General features: G+C 39.8%; 18 protein-coding genes and 1 riboswitch. Of the genes, 10 read left to right on the top strand and 8 right to left on the bottom strand.

The window, feature by feature from the left end; genetic code table 11:
- Positions 1-120: 120 nt before the first annotated feature.
- Complete coding sequence (gene metK / locus K8L98_RS19700) at positions 121-1,323, bottom strand: methionine adenosyltransferase (RefSeq protein WP_223437422.1); 1,203 nt, start codon at positions 1,321-1,323, stop codon at positions 121-123.
- A gap of 186 nt (positions 1,324-1,509) precedes the next feature.
- A riboswitch (SAM riboswitch) is annotated at positions 1,510-1,643 on the bottom strand.
- Positions 1,644-1,953: 310 nt separating this feature from the next.
- Between metK and pckA the strand changes: the two genes are divergently transcribed.
- The 4 genes from pckA to K8L98_RS19720 all read left to right on the top strand — a co-directional run bounded on the left by pckA (position 1,954) and on the right by K8L98_RS19720 (position 5,861).
- Positions 1,954-3,543 (top strand): phosphoenolpyruvate carboxykinase (ATP), encoded by a 1,590-nt coding sequence (pckA, locus tag K8L98_RS19705; protein WP_223437424.1) that lies wholly within the window; start codon positions 1,954-1,956, stop codon positions 3,541-3,543.
- 366 nt (positions 3,544-3,909) lie between these two features.
- Positions 3,910-4,173 carry a CD3324 family protein gene (locus tag K8L98_RS19710; protein ID WP_223443613.1) on the top strand — a complete coding sequence of 88 codons (264 nt, stop codon included), beginning with the start codon at positions 3,910-3,912 and terminating at the stop codon, positions 4,171-4,173.
- A 233-nt stretch (positions 4,174-4,406) separates the two neighbouring features.
- On the top strand, positions 4,407-5,048 hold the full coding sequence (locus K8L98_RS19715) for a FusB/FusC family EF-G-binding protein (RefSeq protein WP_223437427.1): 642 nt from the start codon (positions 4,407-4,409) through the stop codon (positions 5,046-5,048).
- 42 nt (positions 5,049-5,090) lie between these two features.
- A complete protein-coding gene (locus K8L98_RS19720) occupies positions 5,091-5,861 on the top strand; it encodes an arylamine N-acetyltransferase family protein (protein WP_223437429.1) in 771 nt (256 codons plus the stop codon).
- A 46-nt stretch (positions 5,862-5,907) separates the two neighbouring features.
- Here K8L98_RS19720 and K8L98_RS19725 read toward each other — a convergent pair whose 3' ends face one another.
- Positions 5,908-6,150: a DUF2584 domain-containing protein gene (locus tag K8L98_RS19725; RefSeq protein WP_223437431.1), complete on the bottom strand. Its 243-nt coding sequence runs from the start codon at positions 6,148-6,150 to the stop codon at positions 5,908-5,910.
- A 62-nt stretch (positions 6,151-6,212) separates the two neighbouring features.
- Complete coding sequence (locus K8L98_RS19730; RefSeq protein ID WP_223437433.1) at positions 6,213-6,995, bottom strand: alpha/beta hydrolase family protein; 783 nt, start codon at positions 6,993-6,995, stop codon at positions 6,213-6,215.
- Positions 6,996-7,129: 134 nt separating this feature from the next.
- Between K8L98_RS19730 and K8L98_RS19735 the strand changes: the two genes are divergently transcribed.
- From K8L98_RS19735 to K8L98_RS19750, 4 genes are all read left to right on the top strand, one after another.
- On the top strand, positions 7,130-8,116 hold the full coding sequence (locus K8L98_RS19735) for an ABC transporter substrate-binding protein (protein WP_223437434.1): 987 nt from the start codon (positions 7,130-7,132) through the stop codon (positions 8,114-8,116).
- Between the two features lie 12 nt (positions 8,117-8,128).
- Complete coding sequence (locus tag K8L98_RS19740; RefSeq protein WP_223437436.1) at positions 8,129-8,902, top strand: ABC transporter ATP-binding protein; 774 nt, start codon at positions 8,129-8,131, stop codon at positions 8,900-8,902.
- Entirely contained in the window at positions 8,889-9,695 is an 807-nt protein-coding gene (locus K8L98_RS19745) for an ABC transporter permease (RefSeq protein ID WP_223437438.1), read from the top strand. Before K8L98_RS19740 ends, K8L98_RS19745 begins: the two co-directional genes overlap by 14 nt.
- 214 nt (positions 9,696-9,909) lie before the next feature.
- The gene (locus K8L98_RS19750; protein WP_223437439.1) at positions 9,910-10,878 is read left to right on the top strand and encodes a S8 family peptidase; all 969 of its coding nucleotides are present in this window, start codon (positions 9,910-9,912) and stop codon (positions 10,876-10,878) included.
- 38 nt (positions 10,879-10,916) lie between these two features.
- On the opposite strand, the gene K8L98_RS19755 is transcribed toward K8L98_RS19750, so the two are convergent.
- The 5 genes from K8L98_RS19755 to K8L98_RS19775 all read right to left on the bottom strand — a co-directional run bounded on the left by K8L98_RS19755 (position 10,917) and on the right by K8L98_RS19775 (position 13,858).
- Entirely contained in the window at positions 10,917-11,468 is a 552-nt protein-coding gene (locus K8L98_RS19755) for a hypothetical protein (protein WP_223437441.1), read from the bottom strand.
- Between the two features lie 102 nt (positions 11,469-11,570).
- Positions 11,571-12,044 carry an RNA deprotection pyrophosphohydrolase gene (ytkD, locus tag K8L98_RS19760; RefSeq protein WP_223437443.1) on the bottom strand — a complete coding sequence of 158 codons (474 nt, stop codon included), beginning with the start codon at positions 12,042-12,044 and terminating at the stop codon, positions 11,571-11,573.
- A 65-nt stretch (positions 12,045-12,109) separates the two neighbouring features.
- Complete coding sequence (locus K8L98_RS19765) at positions 12,110-12,442, bottom strand: hydrolase (RefSeq protein ID WP_223437444.1); 333 nt, start codon at positions 12,440-12,442, stop codon at positions 12,110-12,112.
- Positions 12,443-12,511: 69 nt separating this feature from the next.
- The gene (locus K8L98_RS19770) at positions 12,512-12,922 is read right to left on the bottom strand and encodes a phage holin family protein (RefSeq protein ID WP_223437446.1); all 411 of its coding nucleotides are present in this window, start codon (positions 12,920-12,922) and stop codon (positions 12,512-12,514) included.
- A 495-nt stretch (positions 12,923-13,417) separates the two neighbouring features.
- On the bottom strand, positions 13,418-13,858 hold the full coding sequence (locus tag K8L98_RS19775) for a Dps family protein (RefSeq protein ID WP_223437447.1): 441 nt from the start codon (positions 13,856-13,858) through the stop codon (positions 13,418-13,420).
- Positions 13,859-13,966: 108 nt separating this feature from the next.
- Here K8L98_RS19775 and ytzI point away from each other — a divergent pair, with 108 nt between their 5' ends.
- Together ytzI and K8L98_RS19785 are read left to right on the top strand one after the other, a co-directional pair.
- Positions 13,967-14,125 carry a YtzI protein gene (ytzI, locus tag K8L98_RS19780; RefSeq protein ID WP_223437449.1) on the top strand — a complete coding sequence of 53 codons (159 nt, stop codon included), beginning with the start codon at positions 13,967-13,969 and terminating at the stop codon, positions 14,123-14,125.
- Between the two features lie 284 nt (positions 14,126-14,409).
- Positions 14,410-15,762: a S8 family serine peptidase gene (locus tag K8L98_RS19785; RefSeq protein ID WP_223437451.1), complete on the top strand. Its 1,353-nt coding sequence runs from the start codon at positions 14,410-14,412 to the stop codon at positions 15,760-15,762.
- Positions 15,763-15,792 lie beyond the last annotated feature (30 nt).

Below are 15,792 nucleotides of genomic sequence, written 5' to 3' on the forward strand. Positions count from 1 at the left end.
AAAACGAAGACTAGTAAGAGATTGTTGCATTTTTTCACAAAATTAAACAAAAATCCCGATTTTTTCGACAAAAAAAGGATGAGAGCTGCATACAGCAGTATTCTCATCCTTTTTTACTTATTATTGGTTTAAAGCCTGTTCTTTAAGAGCTTCTGCTTTATCTGTTCTTTCCCATGGAAGGTCAAGATCATTACGGCCGAAGTGTCCGTAGGCAGCTGTTTGTTTGTAAATTGGACGGCGAAGATTCAGCATGTTGATGATTCCTGCCGGACGAAGGTCAAAGTTAGCACGAACAACATCCACTAACACATCTTCCTTCACTTTCCCTGTTTCAAATGTATCGATTGCAATTGATACCGGCTGAGCTACACCAATTGCGTATGCAAGCTGAACTTCACATTTATCAGCAAGGCCAGCTGCTACAATATTCTTAGCTACATAGCGTGCTGCATAAGCTGCAGAGCGGTCAACTTTTGTTGGATCTTTACCAGAGAATGCACCGCCTCCGTGACGAGCATACCCTCCGTAAGTATCAACGATGATTTTACGGCCTGTTAAGCCTGCATCGCCCTGCGGTCCGCCGATTACGAAACGGCCAGTCGGGTTGATGAAGTATTTTGTATCTTCATCAATTAATTCATTCGGTACAACCGGGTTAATTACATGTTCTTTTACGTTGCGCTGAATTTGCTCCAATGAAATTTCAGGGTGATGCTGAGTTGAAATAACAATTGTATCAATGCGAACAGGCTTGTCATTCTCATCATACTCAACTGTTACTTGAGTTTTGCCGTCAGGACGAAGGTACGGAAGAATTTCTTCTTTGCGGACTTCTGTTAAACGGCGTGCAAGTTTGTGAGCAAGTGAGATCGGCAGCGGCATTAATTCTTTCGTTTCGTTATTTGCAAAACCGAACATCAATCCTTGGTCACCTGCACCAATAGCTTCAATCTGCTCATCTGTCATTTTTCCTTCACGTGCTTCAAGCGCCTGATCAACACCCATCGCGATATCTGCTGACTGTTCATCAATTGAAGTAAGTACTGCACATGTTTCTGCATCAAAACCATATTTTGCACGAGTGTAGCCAATTTCTTTAACCGTTTCGCGAACGATTTTTGGAATGTCTACATAAGTAGAAGTTGTAATTTCACCAGCAACCAGAACAAGACCTGTTGTAACAGATGTTTCACAAGCTACACGGGCATTTGCATCTTTTTCTAGGATTGCATCTAAAATCGAGTCAGAAATCTGGTCACAAATTTTATCAGGATGACCTTCAGTTACAGACTCTGAAGTAAACAGACGACGTTGTTTAGTCATTAAAGTTTTCCTCCTCAAAAGGTTAGATGATACGGAACTCATTCCCTTTCATATTTTGACCATTCGGCAAAATATTTCAGTTGGCATGTTTTAGGAGAATCCACGAGTACTTTCAGGCAAAATATATTTGAAATAAAAAATCCTTTCCCGCGAGGAAAGGTTATTTACTAAAATCGTAGCCTTTCGCTCTTATCGATCAAGGGCTTTCGCCTTGCATCAGGTTAGCACCTTTGCTCGCAAAAATTCACGAATGAATTTTCAAGATAAAGCAGGTTGCTGGGTTTCATTGGGCCTGTCCCTCCACCAGCTCGGGATAAGAGAATCCGTTCAAGGACATATAATATCGTATATTTCCTTCAGGTGTCAACAAAAACTGACAAGGTTTTCGCATAAGATTTTTCAGAACCCTTTTTATATGATTCCACAAAATGCCGAAATAAAAACATTCCTATTATATATGTATCATTTTCATCAAAAACGTTTCTAAAACCGTTCCATTTCATCAATTTGTACGTAGAATAAGTTAAATAGTATAGACTATTCATTTTAATGTGTTATACTAATTAAGAAGAATCACTTAACATATAGTTGAAAATAATAATAGAAATATAGGTAAAGGATGGGTATGGGATGAATTCAATTGAAATTACAAATGAGCTTGATGTTTTACTTAAAGGGGAAAATGCATTTCATAACTTATCAGTTCCCGTTCTTGTAGAGAAAGTATTAGAGCGCAAAGAAGGTACATTAACTTCAACGGGAGCAGTCCGTGCAACAACTGGTACTTACACAGGACGTTCACCTAAAGATAAATTTATTGTAAAAGAAAATTCAACAAATGACAAAATTGAGTGGGGTGCTGTTAATCAGCCTTTCTCTGAAACGGCATTTGAAAAATTGTATTTAAAAGTTCTTTCATACTTAAAAGACCGCAATGAGCTTTTTGTTTTCAAAGGCTTTGCCGGAGCTGACGCAAAATACCGCCTGCCGATTCAGGTTGTAAATGAATTCGCCTGGCATAACCTTTTTGCACAGCAATTATTCATTCAGCCAGAGAGCGGAGATGAGCTGATTCAGCATGATAATCCATTCACGATCGTGTCTGCACCAAACTTTAAAGCAGATCCGTCAGTAGATGGAACAAATTCTGAAACTTTTATCATCATTTCTTTTGAGAAAAGAACGATCTTAATCGGAGGAACGGAATATGCAGGAGAAATGAAAAAATCTATTTTCTCTGTCATGAATTACCTTCTTCCTGAAAGCGGTATCCTGCCGATGCACTGCTCTGCAAATGTTGGTCAGGAAGGCGATGTGGCCCTTTTCTTCGGTCTGTCTGGAACAGGAAAAACAACCTTGTCTGCTGATCCTAAACGCAAATTAATCGGCGATGATGAGCACGGATGGTCAAATGCCGGTGTTTTTAATATCGAAGGAGGCTGTTATGCAAAGTGCATCAACCTCTCACGTGAAAAAGAACCTCAAATTTTTGATTCAATAAGATTCGGGTCAGTGCTTGAAAATGTAGTACTTGATGATGACACAAGAATTGCTGACTATGACGATACCTTCTTTACTGAAAATACAAGAGCGGCCTATCCCCTTGAAGCAATGGATAACATTGTGAAGCCTAGTATTGCAGGCCACCCGCATACGATTGTCTTTTTAACTGCTGACGCATTTGGAGTTCTTCCTCCTATCAGCAAATTAACAAAAGAACAGGCCATGTACCACTTCTTAAGCGGCTATACAAGCAAGCTTGCCGGAACAGAGCGAGGCATTACATCACCTCAGGCTACATTCTCTACGTGCTTTGGCTCGCCTTTCCTGCCGCTTCCTGCTACTGTTTATGCCGAGATGCTCGGCCGGAAAATTGATGAGCATCAGGCAAATGTATTCTTAGTCAACACAGGCTGGACTGGCGGAGAATACGGAACCGGCAAGCGCATGAAATTGAAATATACACGCGCAATGGTTCAATCCGCTCTTGAAGGTGAATTAGACAACGTGGAAACTGTTACAGATGAAAACTTCGGACTGAAAATTCCAATTCACGTTCCTGGTGTGCCGGATGAAGTGCTTCAGCCAGTTAAAACTTGGGACAGCATAGATGCGTATAATGAAAAAGCAAAAGAGCTTGCAGGCAAGTTCAAACAAAATTTCAAAAAGTTCAATCACGTTTCAGAAGAGATTGAAACTCTTGGCGGACCAAAAGTATAACACTCCAAAACTCCAAAAGCTATGCCACACACTGGCATAGCTTTTTTTGATGTATCACAGCTCTCTTGATAAATTGGAAAAGAGCTCAGTTTGAATCATTCTGACGTTTTTCCTTTTTTCAAGGCAGATCCATATGATAAAATTGTATAAAAAAGTAAATCAATCATTTCTTTTAAGGGGGTGATGTTTTGGCGAATTCAGTCCGTTTGCCAGATTCTGCAGCGTCTCATGCAAAGCCCGGCAGTAAAAAGGCGATACTTTGCATGGGGCGGACACTTATTTAAATCGCCCGCATCAGCGTTTGCCTTTTTAAGTACTGCGGCTTTGCACCTTATTTTTACGATTACAAATAAGGGGCTGGCAGAAATGAAATATATGAACGCAAACGCTATTTTACCTGAAGAACTGATTGCAGAAATTCAGCAGTACATTCAGGGAGAGACCATCTACATCCCGAAACCGGAAACAGCTCACTATAAGTGGGGCACCCGGTCCGGAGGAAGAAAAGTGCTCGATGACAGAAACCGTTCGATTAAGCGCAGTTTTAAAAGCGGCAAAAAAATTCAGGAATTAGCTGAAGAATTTTACCTTTCAGCTGAAACAATCAAAAAGATTGTCTATACGAAATAAAAGCAAAAAGCACTGATGATCCAAAAGATGATCAGTGTTTTTTTATAGATAAGCAAATATAAAATTTTGCTCATTGATGTTTAGCTCCATTGCCCAACTCCTCGGCCAGAACAAATCCGCTTTTCTTATGCAGAGTTTGATTCCTATTCATTTTAACCATATAAAATATATAACTGTTCTTTTATTATAGAATTAAACCTTTTACTATTATGGCCTGAATGGAGGATCTTGCAATGGAACCATTTATAAGAAGCGACCAATACAACTATATTAAAGCGCAGACACAACTGCTTGTGAATGGGTATGGAACGGTTAATGACCCAAACGTGTTAAAGGCCTTAAAATCTCTTGCACAGGAAAGGACGTTCATGTTATTCGACGAAATTGGACCTGAAGAGAATGATCTGCTCACACCCATAAATGATGTCAAAGACAAATCTGATGCGGATGTCTTTCTATCTCAAATAAAACCTTTTGTTATTCCATTTAAAAAAGTAACCGAGCAAACTATTAAAAAGCTGTTTCCTAAAGCTAAGAAAATAAAGGCTCCTACATCATTAGAAGAACTGGATTATACTGAAATTTCTTACTTGAGCTGGCATGATAAAGGATCAGGGAGACAATATATAATAGCCCCTCAAAACAATAAGCTCACAGGCTTGCAGGGGACGTTCAACAGCATCAATCAAAAAGGCATCTGTACGATTTGCAACCGGTTTGAAGAAGTTGGGATGTTTACTGCAGAAATTAAAGGGAACGAACCTGGAACTTTCATTAAACGCGGAAATTACATTTGCCAGGACCCTCATAGGTGCAATCAGAATATCACTTCATTGACGAAGTTAAATGATTTTCTATCCTGGATGAAAAAATAGTTCTTGTAACCAAGGTGATCGTAATGAATGGGGGAGAAAAGAATGAATGAGCTCAATGAATTATTCAGAAAACGAATCGGCTTTCCCGAAAACGCAAAAATCACTTTTCGAGATTTGGACGAAATTCTTGAAAAAACGGCGAAAGCCATTCCTTTTGAAAACTTATGCATCATAGATAACAAGACTTTAGAGATCAGCAAAGAGAACTTAATTTCTAAAATGCTGATCAGTAAACAAGGCGGTCTTTGTTATGAGCTGAATCCCCTTTTTTATTTTTTCCTGATAGAAAATGATTTTCATGCAAAATTGGTCAAAGGGATTGTTTATGATCATGCTGCAAAAGACTGGAGCAGGACCGGCAATACCCACGCTGCCATCCTCCTTATGGAAAATGAACAAACCTATCTAATAGATACTGGGTTTGGGGGAAATCTGCCGCTTAAACCCGTTCCTTTTAATGGTGAAATCATTTCCTCTAAGAACGGGCAATTCAGAATTATGAAGACTCCTGATCTGCAAAAAGATTACTGTCTGGAAATGAAGCTGAAATATAAAGATAAGGAATGGAAAAAAGGATATGCTTTTGATTCTGAAAGCATTTATATGACTGAACTGAACAAAATTCAAGAAATCATCCGTGATTCAGCGGAATCAACTTTTAATAAAAATCGCCTGCTGACAAGATTCACTGAAAATGGAAACATCACATTGACCGACACATCCTTTACACAGTCTGTGAATGGTGAAGTGAAGAAAGAATCAATAGACAAAGCAAGTTTTGAATCACTTGCTGAAAAATATTTTAACATGTAGTAAAACACAAAAAAGCTGCCTGCCGGCAGCTTTTTTCGTATGAATGTTAATTTGTAGATTTCAGTGCAATCAGCTGATAAGTCAGAATGGTTTTAGAATCAGAGAGCTCAAGTTTTTTAATCAGAGCCTGTCCGCTTACTTCCCCTTCTTTTGTTTTTCTGACTTCAACGGGAATCTCCAGCGGATAAATGCGATAGCCCTCTTTTTCGAGAGAAAAAAGATTCTCTTCCAATCGGTTTTCTCTCCCTTTTGTCACGATCATCGTGTTCAATTCTAAAGGCATACCCATCTTAATCACTCCTTTTTCATATACAGTTATTTTAACATATTCATTTAGCCCGATTCCCGATTTTATTGTTTTTTCATCCAAGAAGTCAGCTCTCGTACTACTTTTCTGTTAACGGCAGGAGGAAAATAATGTGTATATTCCTCAAAATACATCGTATCTGCTCTTTTTCCAAGTTCTCCAAGTCTTTTTTCAAGCAGATAAGCATGTTCGACTGAAACGTTTTGATCATGAGCGCCATGAATAATAAGAATTGGAGCCTTTAATGCACCAAGTTCATACAGCGGAGTTCTCCACTTGTATCTTTCAGGATATTTTGAAGGTGTCCCCCCTATAACCCGCTTCATCATTCTACGCAAATCTTCCCGTTCCTCGTATGTAAGAGCCATATCAGAAACACCGCCCCATGTAACTAATGAACGGACCTCAGGATCTAAAATTCCAGCAAAAAGCGCCATTACTCCTCCCCTTGAAAATCCGAAGACATGGATTCGTTCCTTATCAACTTTAGGATGGTTTTTTAAAAGCGTCAGAGCATGCAGCGCATCGTACCTGTCATCTCCGGCGAAGTCTTCATTCCCTTCTCCTCCCTGATTCCCCCGGTAAAATGGAGCCATAACGACAAAGCCTTCTGATGCAAATTGTACAATTCGTCCGGCTCTGACCTTGCCTACATTTTTTATTCCGCCTCTTAAATAAAGAAAACCATCATACTTTCCTTCTTCTGCAGGCTCGGCAAGGAGTCCCTTTACCTTAAGCCCTTCAGAAAAATAGGTAACTAGCTGCAGTCTGATTTTAGGATTAGGCGACGGCAGCAGCTGACGCTCAATTATTGAACCATTATCCATTTCCTTGCACCTCACAAAATCGTTTATGGGCATTCACACATTTTTTTCACAATCATACATTATTTTAGGCGTTACAAAACTGGATACTCATTTTAATATTTTTTGATGGTGTCTGTCACCAAGGAGGATTTCATATGAAAAAAAGGCTCATCGGCTTTGCGGTACTCGCTCTTCTTATCTTTACACTAAGTGCGTGCAATCAAAACAAGCCAGAAAAAATCAGGTTGGCTGAGGTTACCCATTCCATCTTTTATGCTCCTTTATATGCAGCAATGTCTGAAGGTTTTTTTGAAGAAGAAGGCCTGGATGTTGAGCTGACAACAACATGGGGCGGAGATAAAACAATGACAGCTCTTCTCTCAGACGGAGCTGATATTGCACTTGTTGGCTCTGAAACATCGATTTACGTTTCTGCACAAGGCTCTAAAGATCCGGTTATCAATTTTGCCCAGCTAACACAAACAGATGGAACGTTCCTCGTCTCAAGAGAAAAAATCGAGAATTTCAGCTGGGATCAGCTTAAAGGCACTACTTTCCTTGGTCAGCGCAAAGGCGGAATGCCGCAAATGGCTGGTGAATTTGTATTAAAGCAGCAGGGAATTGATCCGCAGAATGATTTAAATCTGATTCAAAATATTGATTTTGCTAATATTCCGAGTGCATTTGCTTCAGGAACCGGCGATTTCGTTCAGCTGTTTGAGCCTACAGCCAGCATTTTTGAAAAAGAAGGCACAGGACACATTGTGGCATCATTCGGAAGTGAATCCGGTAAGGTTCCTTACACTACATTTATGGCAAAAGAAAGCTACTTAAAAGAGGATTCAGAAGCAGCAGAAAAATTCACAAAAGCCATTTATAAAGCACAGCAATGGGTTGAAGAAAACAGCGCTGAAACCATTGCAAAGGCCATTGCCCCGCAATTTAAAGATACAGACCTTGAGATTATTACAACAGTAGTTGAACGCTATAAAGAGCAGGGATCTTTTGCGACTGATCCAATCCTTGATGAGGCGGAGTGGACCAATCTTCAAAACATCATGGAAGAAGCGAACGAATTGCCGGAACGTATTGAACACGAGACTCTGGTTAATACGAAGTTCGCAGAAGACGCTGCAAAGTAAGGAGGTTTCAGCATGTCTTTCTTGACGGTCCAGCATATCCACCATATGTATTTTACAAAAGAATCAGCAACCCTTGCATTAGAGGATATTGATTTACAAATAGAGGAAGGAGAATTCATCTCCTTTCTTGGCCCCAGCGGATGCGGCAAAACTACTCTGCTGTCCATAATCGCGGGTCTGATTTCACCAACAAAAGGAAGTATTTTAATGGAAGACAGACCAGTCAAAAAGGACTCTTCTGCCATTGGATATATGCTGCAGCAGGATTACCTTTTCCCGTGGAAAACAATTGAAGAAAACATTCTGCTCGGCTTGAAAATCGGAGGCAGCCTTTCAGCAAAAGCGAAAGAGAAAAGCCTTTCCCTTCTAAAAGATATGGGACTTGAGAATGTCGAGAAGAAATACCCCCGGCAGCTCTCGGGCGGCATGAGGCAGCGTGCAGCTCTGGTCAGAACGCTCTCTACAAACCCTAAGCTTCTTATGCTTGATGAACCATTTTCAGCACTTGATTATCAAACGAAGCTAAAACTCGAAGACCTCGTATGGAGCACATTGAAGGATTTCAGGAAAACAGCCCTGCTTGTTACTCATGATATCGGTGAAGCCATCGCTATGAGTGACCGCATCTTTCTTCTTTCCTCAAAACCAGGCAGGATCGCACAAATCTTTCACGTGCCAGAGGAATTAAAGAACCTGACCCCATTTACAGCGAGACAGCATCCCTCCTTTACAGATCTTTTTCAGCACATTTGGAAGGAGCTGGACCGGCTTGATGGAAAAGAATGAATTAAACAGATTGCATGAATCTTATTTAAAAGGCTTGAAAAAAGAAAAAAACTGGGTAAGGTTTTATCAGATTCTTATCTTTATCGCTTTTTTCTCACTATGGGAATTAGCTGGAAAGAGAGAGTGGATTGACCCCCTGCTGTTCAGTTACCCCTCTAAAATATGGAACTTGTTTTTGGAAAAGGCAGCAGATGGATCACTCTTATCAAATTTGAGCGTCACCTTATTTGAAACCGTTCTTGGGTTTATAATCGGCACCCTGTCCGGCACTGTGCTTGCAGCTGTTCTCTGGTGGTCTAAGCGGCTGTCAAATATTCTTGATCCATACTTGGTCATTTTAAATGCCATGCCAAAAGTTGCGCTCGGACCTATATTAATCGTTGCACTTGGACCGGGTTATTTCTCTATTATTGCGATGGGCGCCATCATCTCTATCATTATTACAACAATCGTAGTTTATACGGCGTTCAGAGAAATTGATTCTAACTACCTAAAGGTGCTTCAGACATTTGGCGCTTCAAAATGGCAGATGTTTAAAGAAGCCGTACTGCCCGCATCATTTCCTACGATTATTTCTACCTTGAAAGTCAATGTAGGACTCTCATGGGTTGGTGTCATAGTCGGAGAATTCCTGGTATCCGCAAAAGGCTTGGGCTACATGATTATTTACGGCTTTCAGGTCTTCAACTTCACTCTCGTTCTTCTCTCGCTTATCATTATCGCCTGCTTTGCAACCATTATGTATCAGGCGGTTGAACTGCTGGAGAGAAAGCTGGTTAAGGATGATGAATAGCTCATACGGCCCTGATTGGGCCGTATTTTTATTTTACTGCTGGATTATCAGTTTTAATAGATCCTGTGCCATTTTCATTATTCATATCCCTAGTCTATTTGGCATTTGCTAGAATTGAAGGAAAATGATAGAATTTAACAGAAAGTTCCGATTATTTTACCTCTGTCTCTGGCCTTAACATTTGTTTCTTAAGAAATGATTAGGAGGGGTTGTAATGGAAAAGTCTATTAAATTAATTCCGTACAAAGTTGACAATCAGCTCGTAGAGGCACAGCAAATCCCGGAAGGCGTGGATTTAATTCAAGCCCCCGCATTATGGAGCAAAGGATTTAAAGGGAAAGATGTTTTGATCGCAGTAATTGATACAGGATGTGATGCTCAGCACCCGGATTTAGAGGGCAGAGTAATCGGCGGCCGCAACTTTACCGATGATGATAATGGAGATCCGGAAGTATTTACAGACTACAACGGCCATGGAACACATGTGTCCGGTACGATTGCTGCTATAAATGCTAACTCAGGAGTTATTGGTGTAGCACCTGAAGCTAAGCTTCTTATTTTAAAAGCACTTGGCGGTGAAGAAGGATCAGGTGCCTATGAGTGGATTATTAATGCCATTGAATATGCTATCTCCGAAAAGGCTGATATTATCTCGATGTCTCTCGGCGGACCAACAGATGTGCCTGAGCTTCATGAGGCCGTTCAGAAGGCCGTTCAAAATCAAATTCTTGTTGTTTGTGCAGCTGGAAATGAAGGCGATGGCAACAGCAAAACATCTGAATTTTCTTACCCTGGCTGCTACAATGAAGTCATTTCAGTCGGAGCAATCAGCCTTCAAAGAAAGTCTTCTTACTTTACAAATTCCAATAATGAAATAGATTCCGTTGCACCAGGGGAGAAAATCATTTCTACCATTCCAGGCGGAAAATATGCAGTTTTCAGCGGAACATCAATGTCCGCACCGCACGTTTCAGGCGCTCTTGCATTAGTAAAACTGATGGCTGAGAGTGAATTCGAAAGAAAGCTTTCAGAGCCGGAAATCTATGCACAGCTGATGAAACGCACGATACCACTCGGCTTTCCAAAAAGTCTTGAAGGAAACGGCTTAATATACTTGACGGCTCCAGACCTGCTTGCAGATTTTCTTAAAAAAGAAGATATTGCTTCATCGATTGGAGTATAAGCTCAATATAAAAAGGCTTTCGGTAATCGAAAGCCTTTTTATTTATCATTTATGCCTTTGTAAGGAACCCCATTCATTTTTGCAGCAGAATAAAAATTTGCATGATCACTGTTGAATCTTCTGTCTCGAAGAAAGACAAGCTCTTCTCCATCCTTAAATAACAGCTTCACCTGCCAGTTAACCGCCTCATCATCTGATTCTTCCGTGATAATTTCTTTAACGTCCTTCCATTCGTAGCTAGTTTCAGCAAAAGACCATGGTTTGCTGAATTTAATTTCATCATAAGTCACCACTTTATAGTGATCTGTTCCAAGTCCCATCCCAATAAACCCAATAAGAGTTAACAGCAAGGCAGCTTTCCATAATTTTTTTTGATTCAAATACATCAAAAAACTTGCAAGTGCGATCATTCCAATTGATATTCCGTACATATACAGCACAAGCTTCGGCGTTTGGATTGCAGCAGTATTCATTGTGTGAAATAAAATGTTATGAATGGTATACGGAACAATCAGGATCACAAAAAAACTTGAGACGACTAATACTAAAGAAATGGCCATCCAAATGTATCTTGGTTCACTGTGAGTCATTTTTTAATCCCCCTGCTTTCATCTCCTCATTAATATTACTATATTTTCCAATGGGACGTTTTATTTTTTAAACAAAAAAAATCCCGGCAACCAATACCGGAATCATACCACATATTCAGCCAGGACTTTCTCCAGGCTCTTAACCAATACATCATCTTTCATAATAAAGCTGAACTTCCGATTCCTCCCGATATCCTCAGGCAGTGCTGCAAATAAGATTGGTCCTTTAGTCTCAAGATAGTCGGATTGGGGGGTAATCTCGCCAATTTCTGCGTAATAGATGTTTTTAATAATGGTTTTTTCTTTTCCGAGCACCTTATACTGACCTATATATCTTAGTTTTGATACAGTTGCTCCTGTTTCTTCTTTTACTTCTCTTAACGCAGCATCATCAGGACTTTCTGAGTTTTCGACCTTGCCGCCGGGAAATTCATATCCGCGGTCTCTATGAATCGTAAGCAGCCACTGATCCCCATACCGGCAAATGACCCAAACATGCTTAGGTTCTTTTGAGAATGGATATTCTTCAAAAGACAGATGAACTTCATTGTGATAATAATCTTTAAATCGAAACATTTTCTATCCCTCAATTTCTATGTGTCCATAAAAATCTTATCACAATGAAAGAGTTTGTATAAGACCTATTGTTGTTCTTCAATCTTTTTTAAAATTCCCTGGGAGCGAATGTGATTCTTGGCTTCTTCGTCTCCAAGCTGATAAATCATTTCATAAATTTTATAATTCGTTTGATCAATTGCATCATTCTGCCTGTCATAATGATATTCTAAATACGGTACATGGGCTCTGAAGAAACCCTGCCAGTCAGATGAATACACCTGATCAAAATACTCTCTGAGCGATGTAATTTCTTCTTCCGTCGCTTCAATCTTATAATCCCACGGAGCTGACGTGCTCAGCTGTGATATTTCACCGTTCGCAACCGTTACATAATAAGTTTGCTTCGTATCTGACATTTCCTAAAAGCACCCCTTTACTTGTCCATTGTTTATTTTTTTCCTATTCGTGAACAAATTATTCGGCACTCATTTTTTAAACAATTGCTCAATAAACTCTAAAATCCTAATTAAAAACTTCGGGACAGGCAGCTTCACATTATGAGCATTTCTTAATATGCGAAGAGCTTCGAAAACAATATAGAAGCAGATCGTTCCATCTCGCAGTAGATAGTTCGTATTAAGTACCAAGTCAATTAAATTTGCAACAGCCACGACTGAAATGATGATAACCTTTGCACCAAGTCTTGAAATCGAATTTCTAAGCAAATTTCCAGTATTGGTCAGCGTCAGGGCATCAGCCAGAATAAATGTGACTAACTCAATGAACATTAACGACAGCAGAATTAAAAAAATTTCATGAAGCTCGCCAACTATGAAGGTGAGCACGGAAAAGTAAATTGAAGTAAACATTAGTAAGCCCATTTCTGGACGAGACATCTTCTTGCCTTCCTTTCAAAATTAATAGAATCCATATATCTTATGTTTCCTGTCCCTCTTTGCTCTAGCAGATACCCCGCAGTAAAAAAATGTACTGAATAAGCCAGGGCAAAGCACATAAAAGACCGGTCCATTATACACGGACCGGTCTTTTATAGCAGTTAAGCCTTTTTATCAATCTAAGATCCAAGAGATGGATGAATTGGAAGTGATGACTTTGTAAAATCCTCCATCATGTTTGTCACAGCCTGCGTGGCCATTTGTCTATGGAGCAATTCTTAATGTTTTCTGCAGCTCGCTGACCTGCCCTTATTGAACTTAGCGTCATTATTACCCTTCTCTCTATTTTATCATCGGCGGACGGCAAGGAAAATCTACTAGTTATTTTGGTATTCTTTGACGCACTTTTTTCATAGTGGAGGCGATTTTTCAGTTCTATCACCGCTTTGAAAACACTTTATTTAGAGTATAAAAAAAGACTGCCCTGCGGCAGCCTCATTTTCCCAAGAATGATTTCAGCATCCAGTTATGCTTTTCTAAGCTTTGATGAATAGCAAGGAGCATGTCTCCTGTTGTTTCATCGCCGACCTCATCTGCAAGATCCATACCTTCTTTCAGTTCATCGGCAACTTTTGAAAAGTCATCATAGACTGTTTTCACCATTTGCTCTGCTGTTTCTTTGCCTTCTGCTTCGCTTACTGTGGAAAGCTCAAGACATTCTTTTAGAGTCGCTACAGGCTCTCCATCAAGTGCTAATAGACGTTCTGCAAGTTCATCAATATGAACATGTGCTTCATTGTACAGCTCTTCAAATTTTTCATGCAGTGTAAAGAAGTTTTGACCTTTTACAAACCAATGGTAATTATGTAATTTTTCATATAAAACAGTCCAGTTAGCTACTTGTTTATTTACTGTTTGCACTAATTTATCAGACATTTTCAATCTCCTCCTTGTGTACTTATAAATTACCCCTTTTAAGAAAAAATAAAACAGCTTACTGTCGGATTTCTGATACAATTATGGTATACAGGGGGAGATTATCACATGTTTTATATTTTTGCGATCTGCATTATTATTATTATTATTGTGCTGGTGCTTAGTGTTCTGACTACGTCAAAAGCTTATAAATACGAGCATAAGATTGATCCTCTTCATAAAGAAGAAAACACACAGGAATCAGATTCTAAACAACATAACAAGTAAAACGTCTGACATGATCAGGCGTATTTTTTTTTGGAATTTAAAAAGAAATCATGATAAAAGGACGATCATTTCGACAAAATGATTGACCATGCTCAATATTAAACAGCATCCTTTGCAGCCTAAAAGTCACTACTGTTTTCCAAATCCTTCAAAATGGATAATAATCTTATAGCAATAGGTTTATTCAACCGCCTCAAGAGCAAGAAATATGACGAATAATATTCATTTTTCCCATATTCTTTATAATATAATGAAAATTAAGAAAACAAAGGGGGTTATAAATAATGACATTGAAGAAAGTTATTTTTGCAGGCATCTTGACTATTTCACTTTGTGGTTCTGCCGTATTTGCAGGGGCTGCACAAACAGGACAGGCTCAGACACTTGAGAAAAAATACATAGTTATCTTCAAAAACGAGGCTAATTTACCGTCTGGGTATAAAAAATTAGTAGAAGATGCTGGAGGAAAAATAAGCAGCACGCTTGAACATGTTGGTGCAGTAGAAGTTACTTCTGCAAATCCTGAATTTTTAACAGAAGTTAAAAAATCCTCCCAGATTGCTGAGGCAGGCATTCAGAACAAGTTGTACCCTGAGACACCTGCAGTTGAAGCAGAATTAACGCTCCAGGAAGCTGAAACAGCACAAGCAGATCTGTATGAGACGCTTCAATGGGATATTAAGCAGGTTACAGACAACGGCGCCTCATGGAAACTTCCAGGCGGTACTGGAAAAGCAGCTGTCGGAGAAGATATTGTAGTAGGCGTCATTGATACAGGGATTGATTATACTCACCCTGATTTAAAAGAAAACTACGCATACGGAAAATCTTTTGTACCGGGTCTTACAGATCCTAAAGATGAAAACGGACATGGCACACACGTTGCCGGATCGATTGCAGCTAAAGGAAGAACAATGGGTGTCGGGCCTGATTTAAAAGTAGCTGCATACCGTGTATTTGGACCAACAGGAGGAGCTGAAACCGCTCATATCGCTGAAGCCCTTATGGCTGCTGCTGATGATAATGTAGATGTAGTAAACATGTCCTTGGGCGGTTACGACTGGTACCAAAATCCTGAGTTCGCTACTAAAGATATCGTTGCTGATGTCCAGCTCTTTAATCGTGCAATTAAGTATGCCATTCAAAAAGGCGTAACAGTTGTAGGCTCTGCGGGCAACAACGCAGTTGATATCAGCAGTCCGGGCAAACTCTCTGGTGATGATAATGGATCTACTCACAGAAGCCCGAGCAGCCAGAGCATGATTCGTGTTTCAGCTGGCGGAAAGCTTAAAAACTTGGCTTTCTACTCAAACTATGGAGTTGGGAAAATTGACGTGATTGCTCCAGGCGGTGATTTAGGGCCGAATTACAATCCAAGTACCGGGGCAGGCAGAGATAATACTTATCTATGTTTAGCCACTGTACCTGGAGGATACGGCTACAAAGCAGGTACATCAATGGCAGCTCCTAAAGCAGCTGCACTTGCAGGAGTTATCATCGCAAAGCATGGAAAGGATCAGCTCTCTCCGGCTCAAGTAAAGCACATTGTTCAATCTTCTTCTATCGATTTATTTAAAAATGGATATGATGGTGAAGCAGGTCATGGATTAATCAATGCTGTAAATGCTCTAAAATAAGATAAAAACCAGCAGGGAAATTAAAATCCT

Source organism: Metabacillus dongyingensis, assembly GCF_019933155.2.
GTDB classification, from domain to species: Bacteria; Bacillota; Bacilli; order Bacillales; family Bacillaceae; genus Bacillus_P; species Bacillus_P dongyingensis.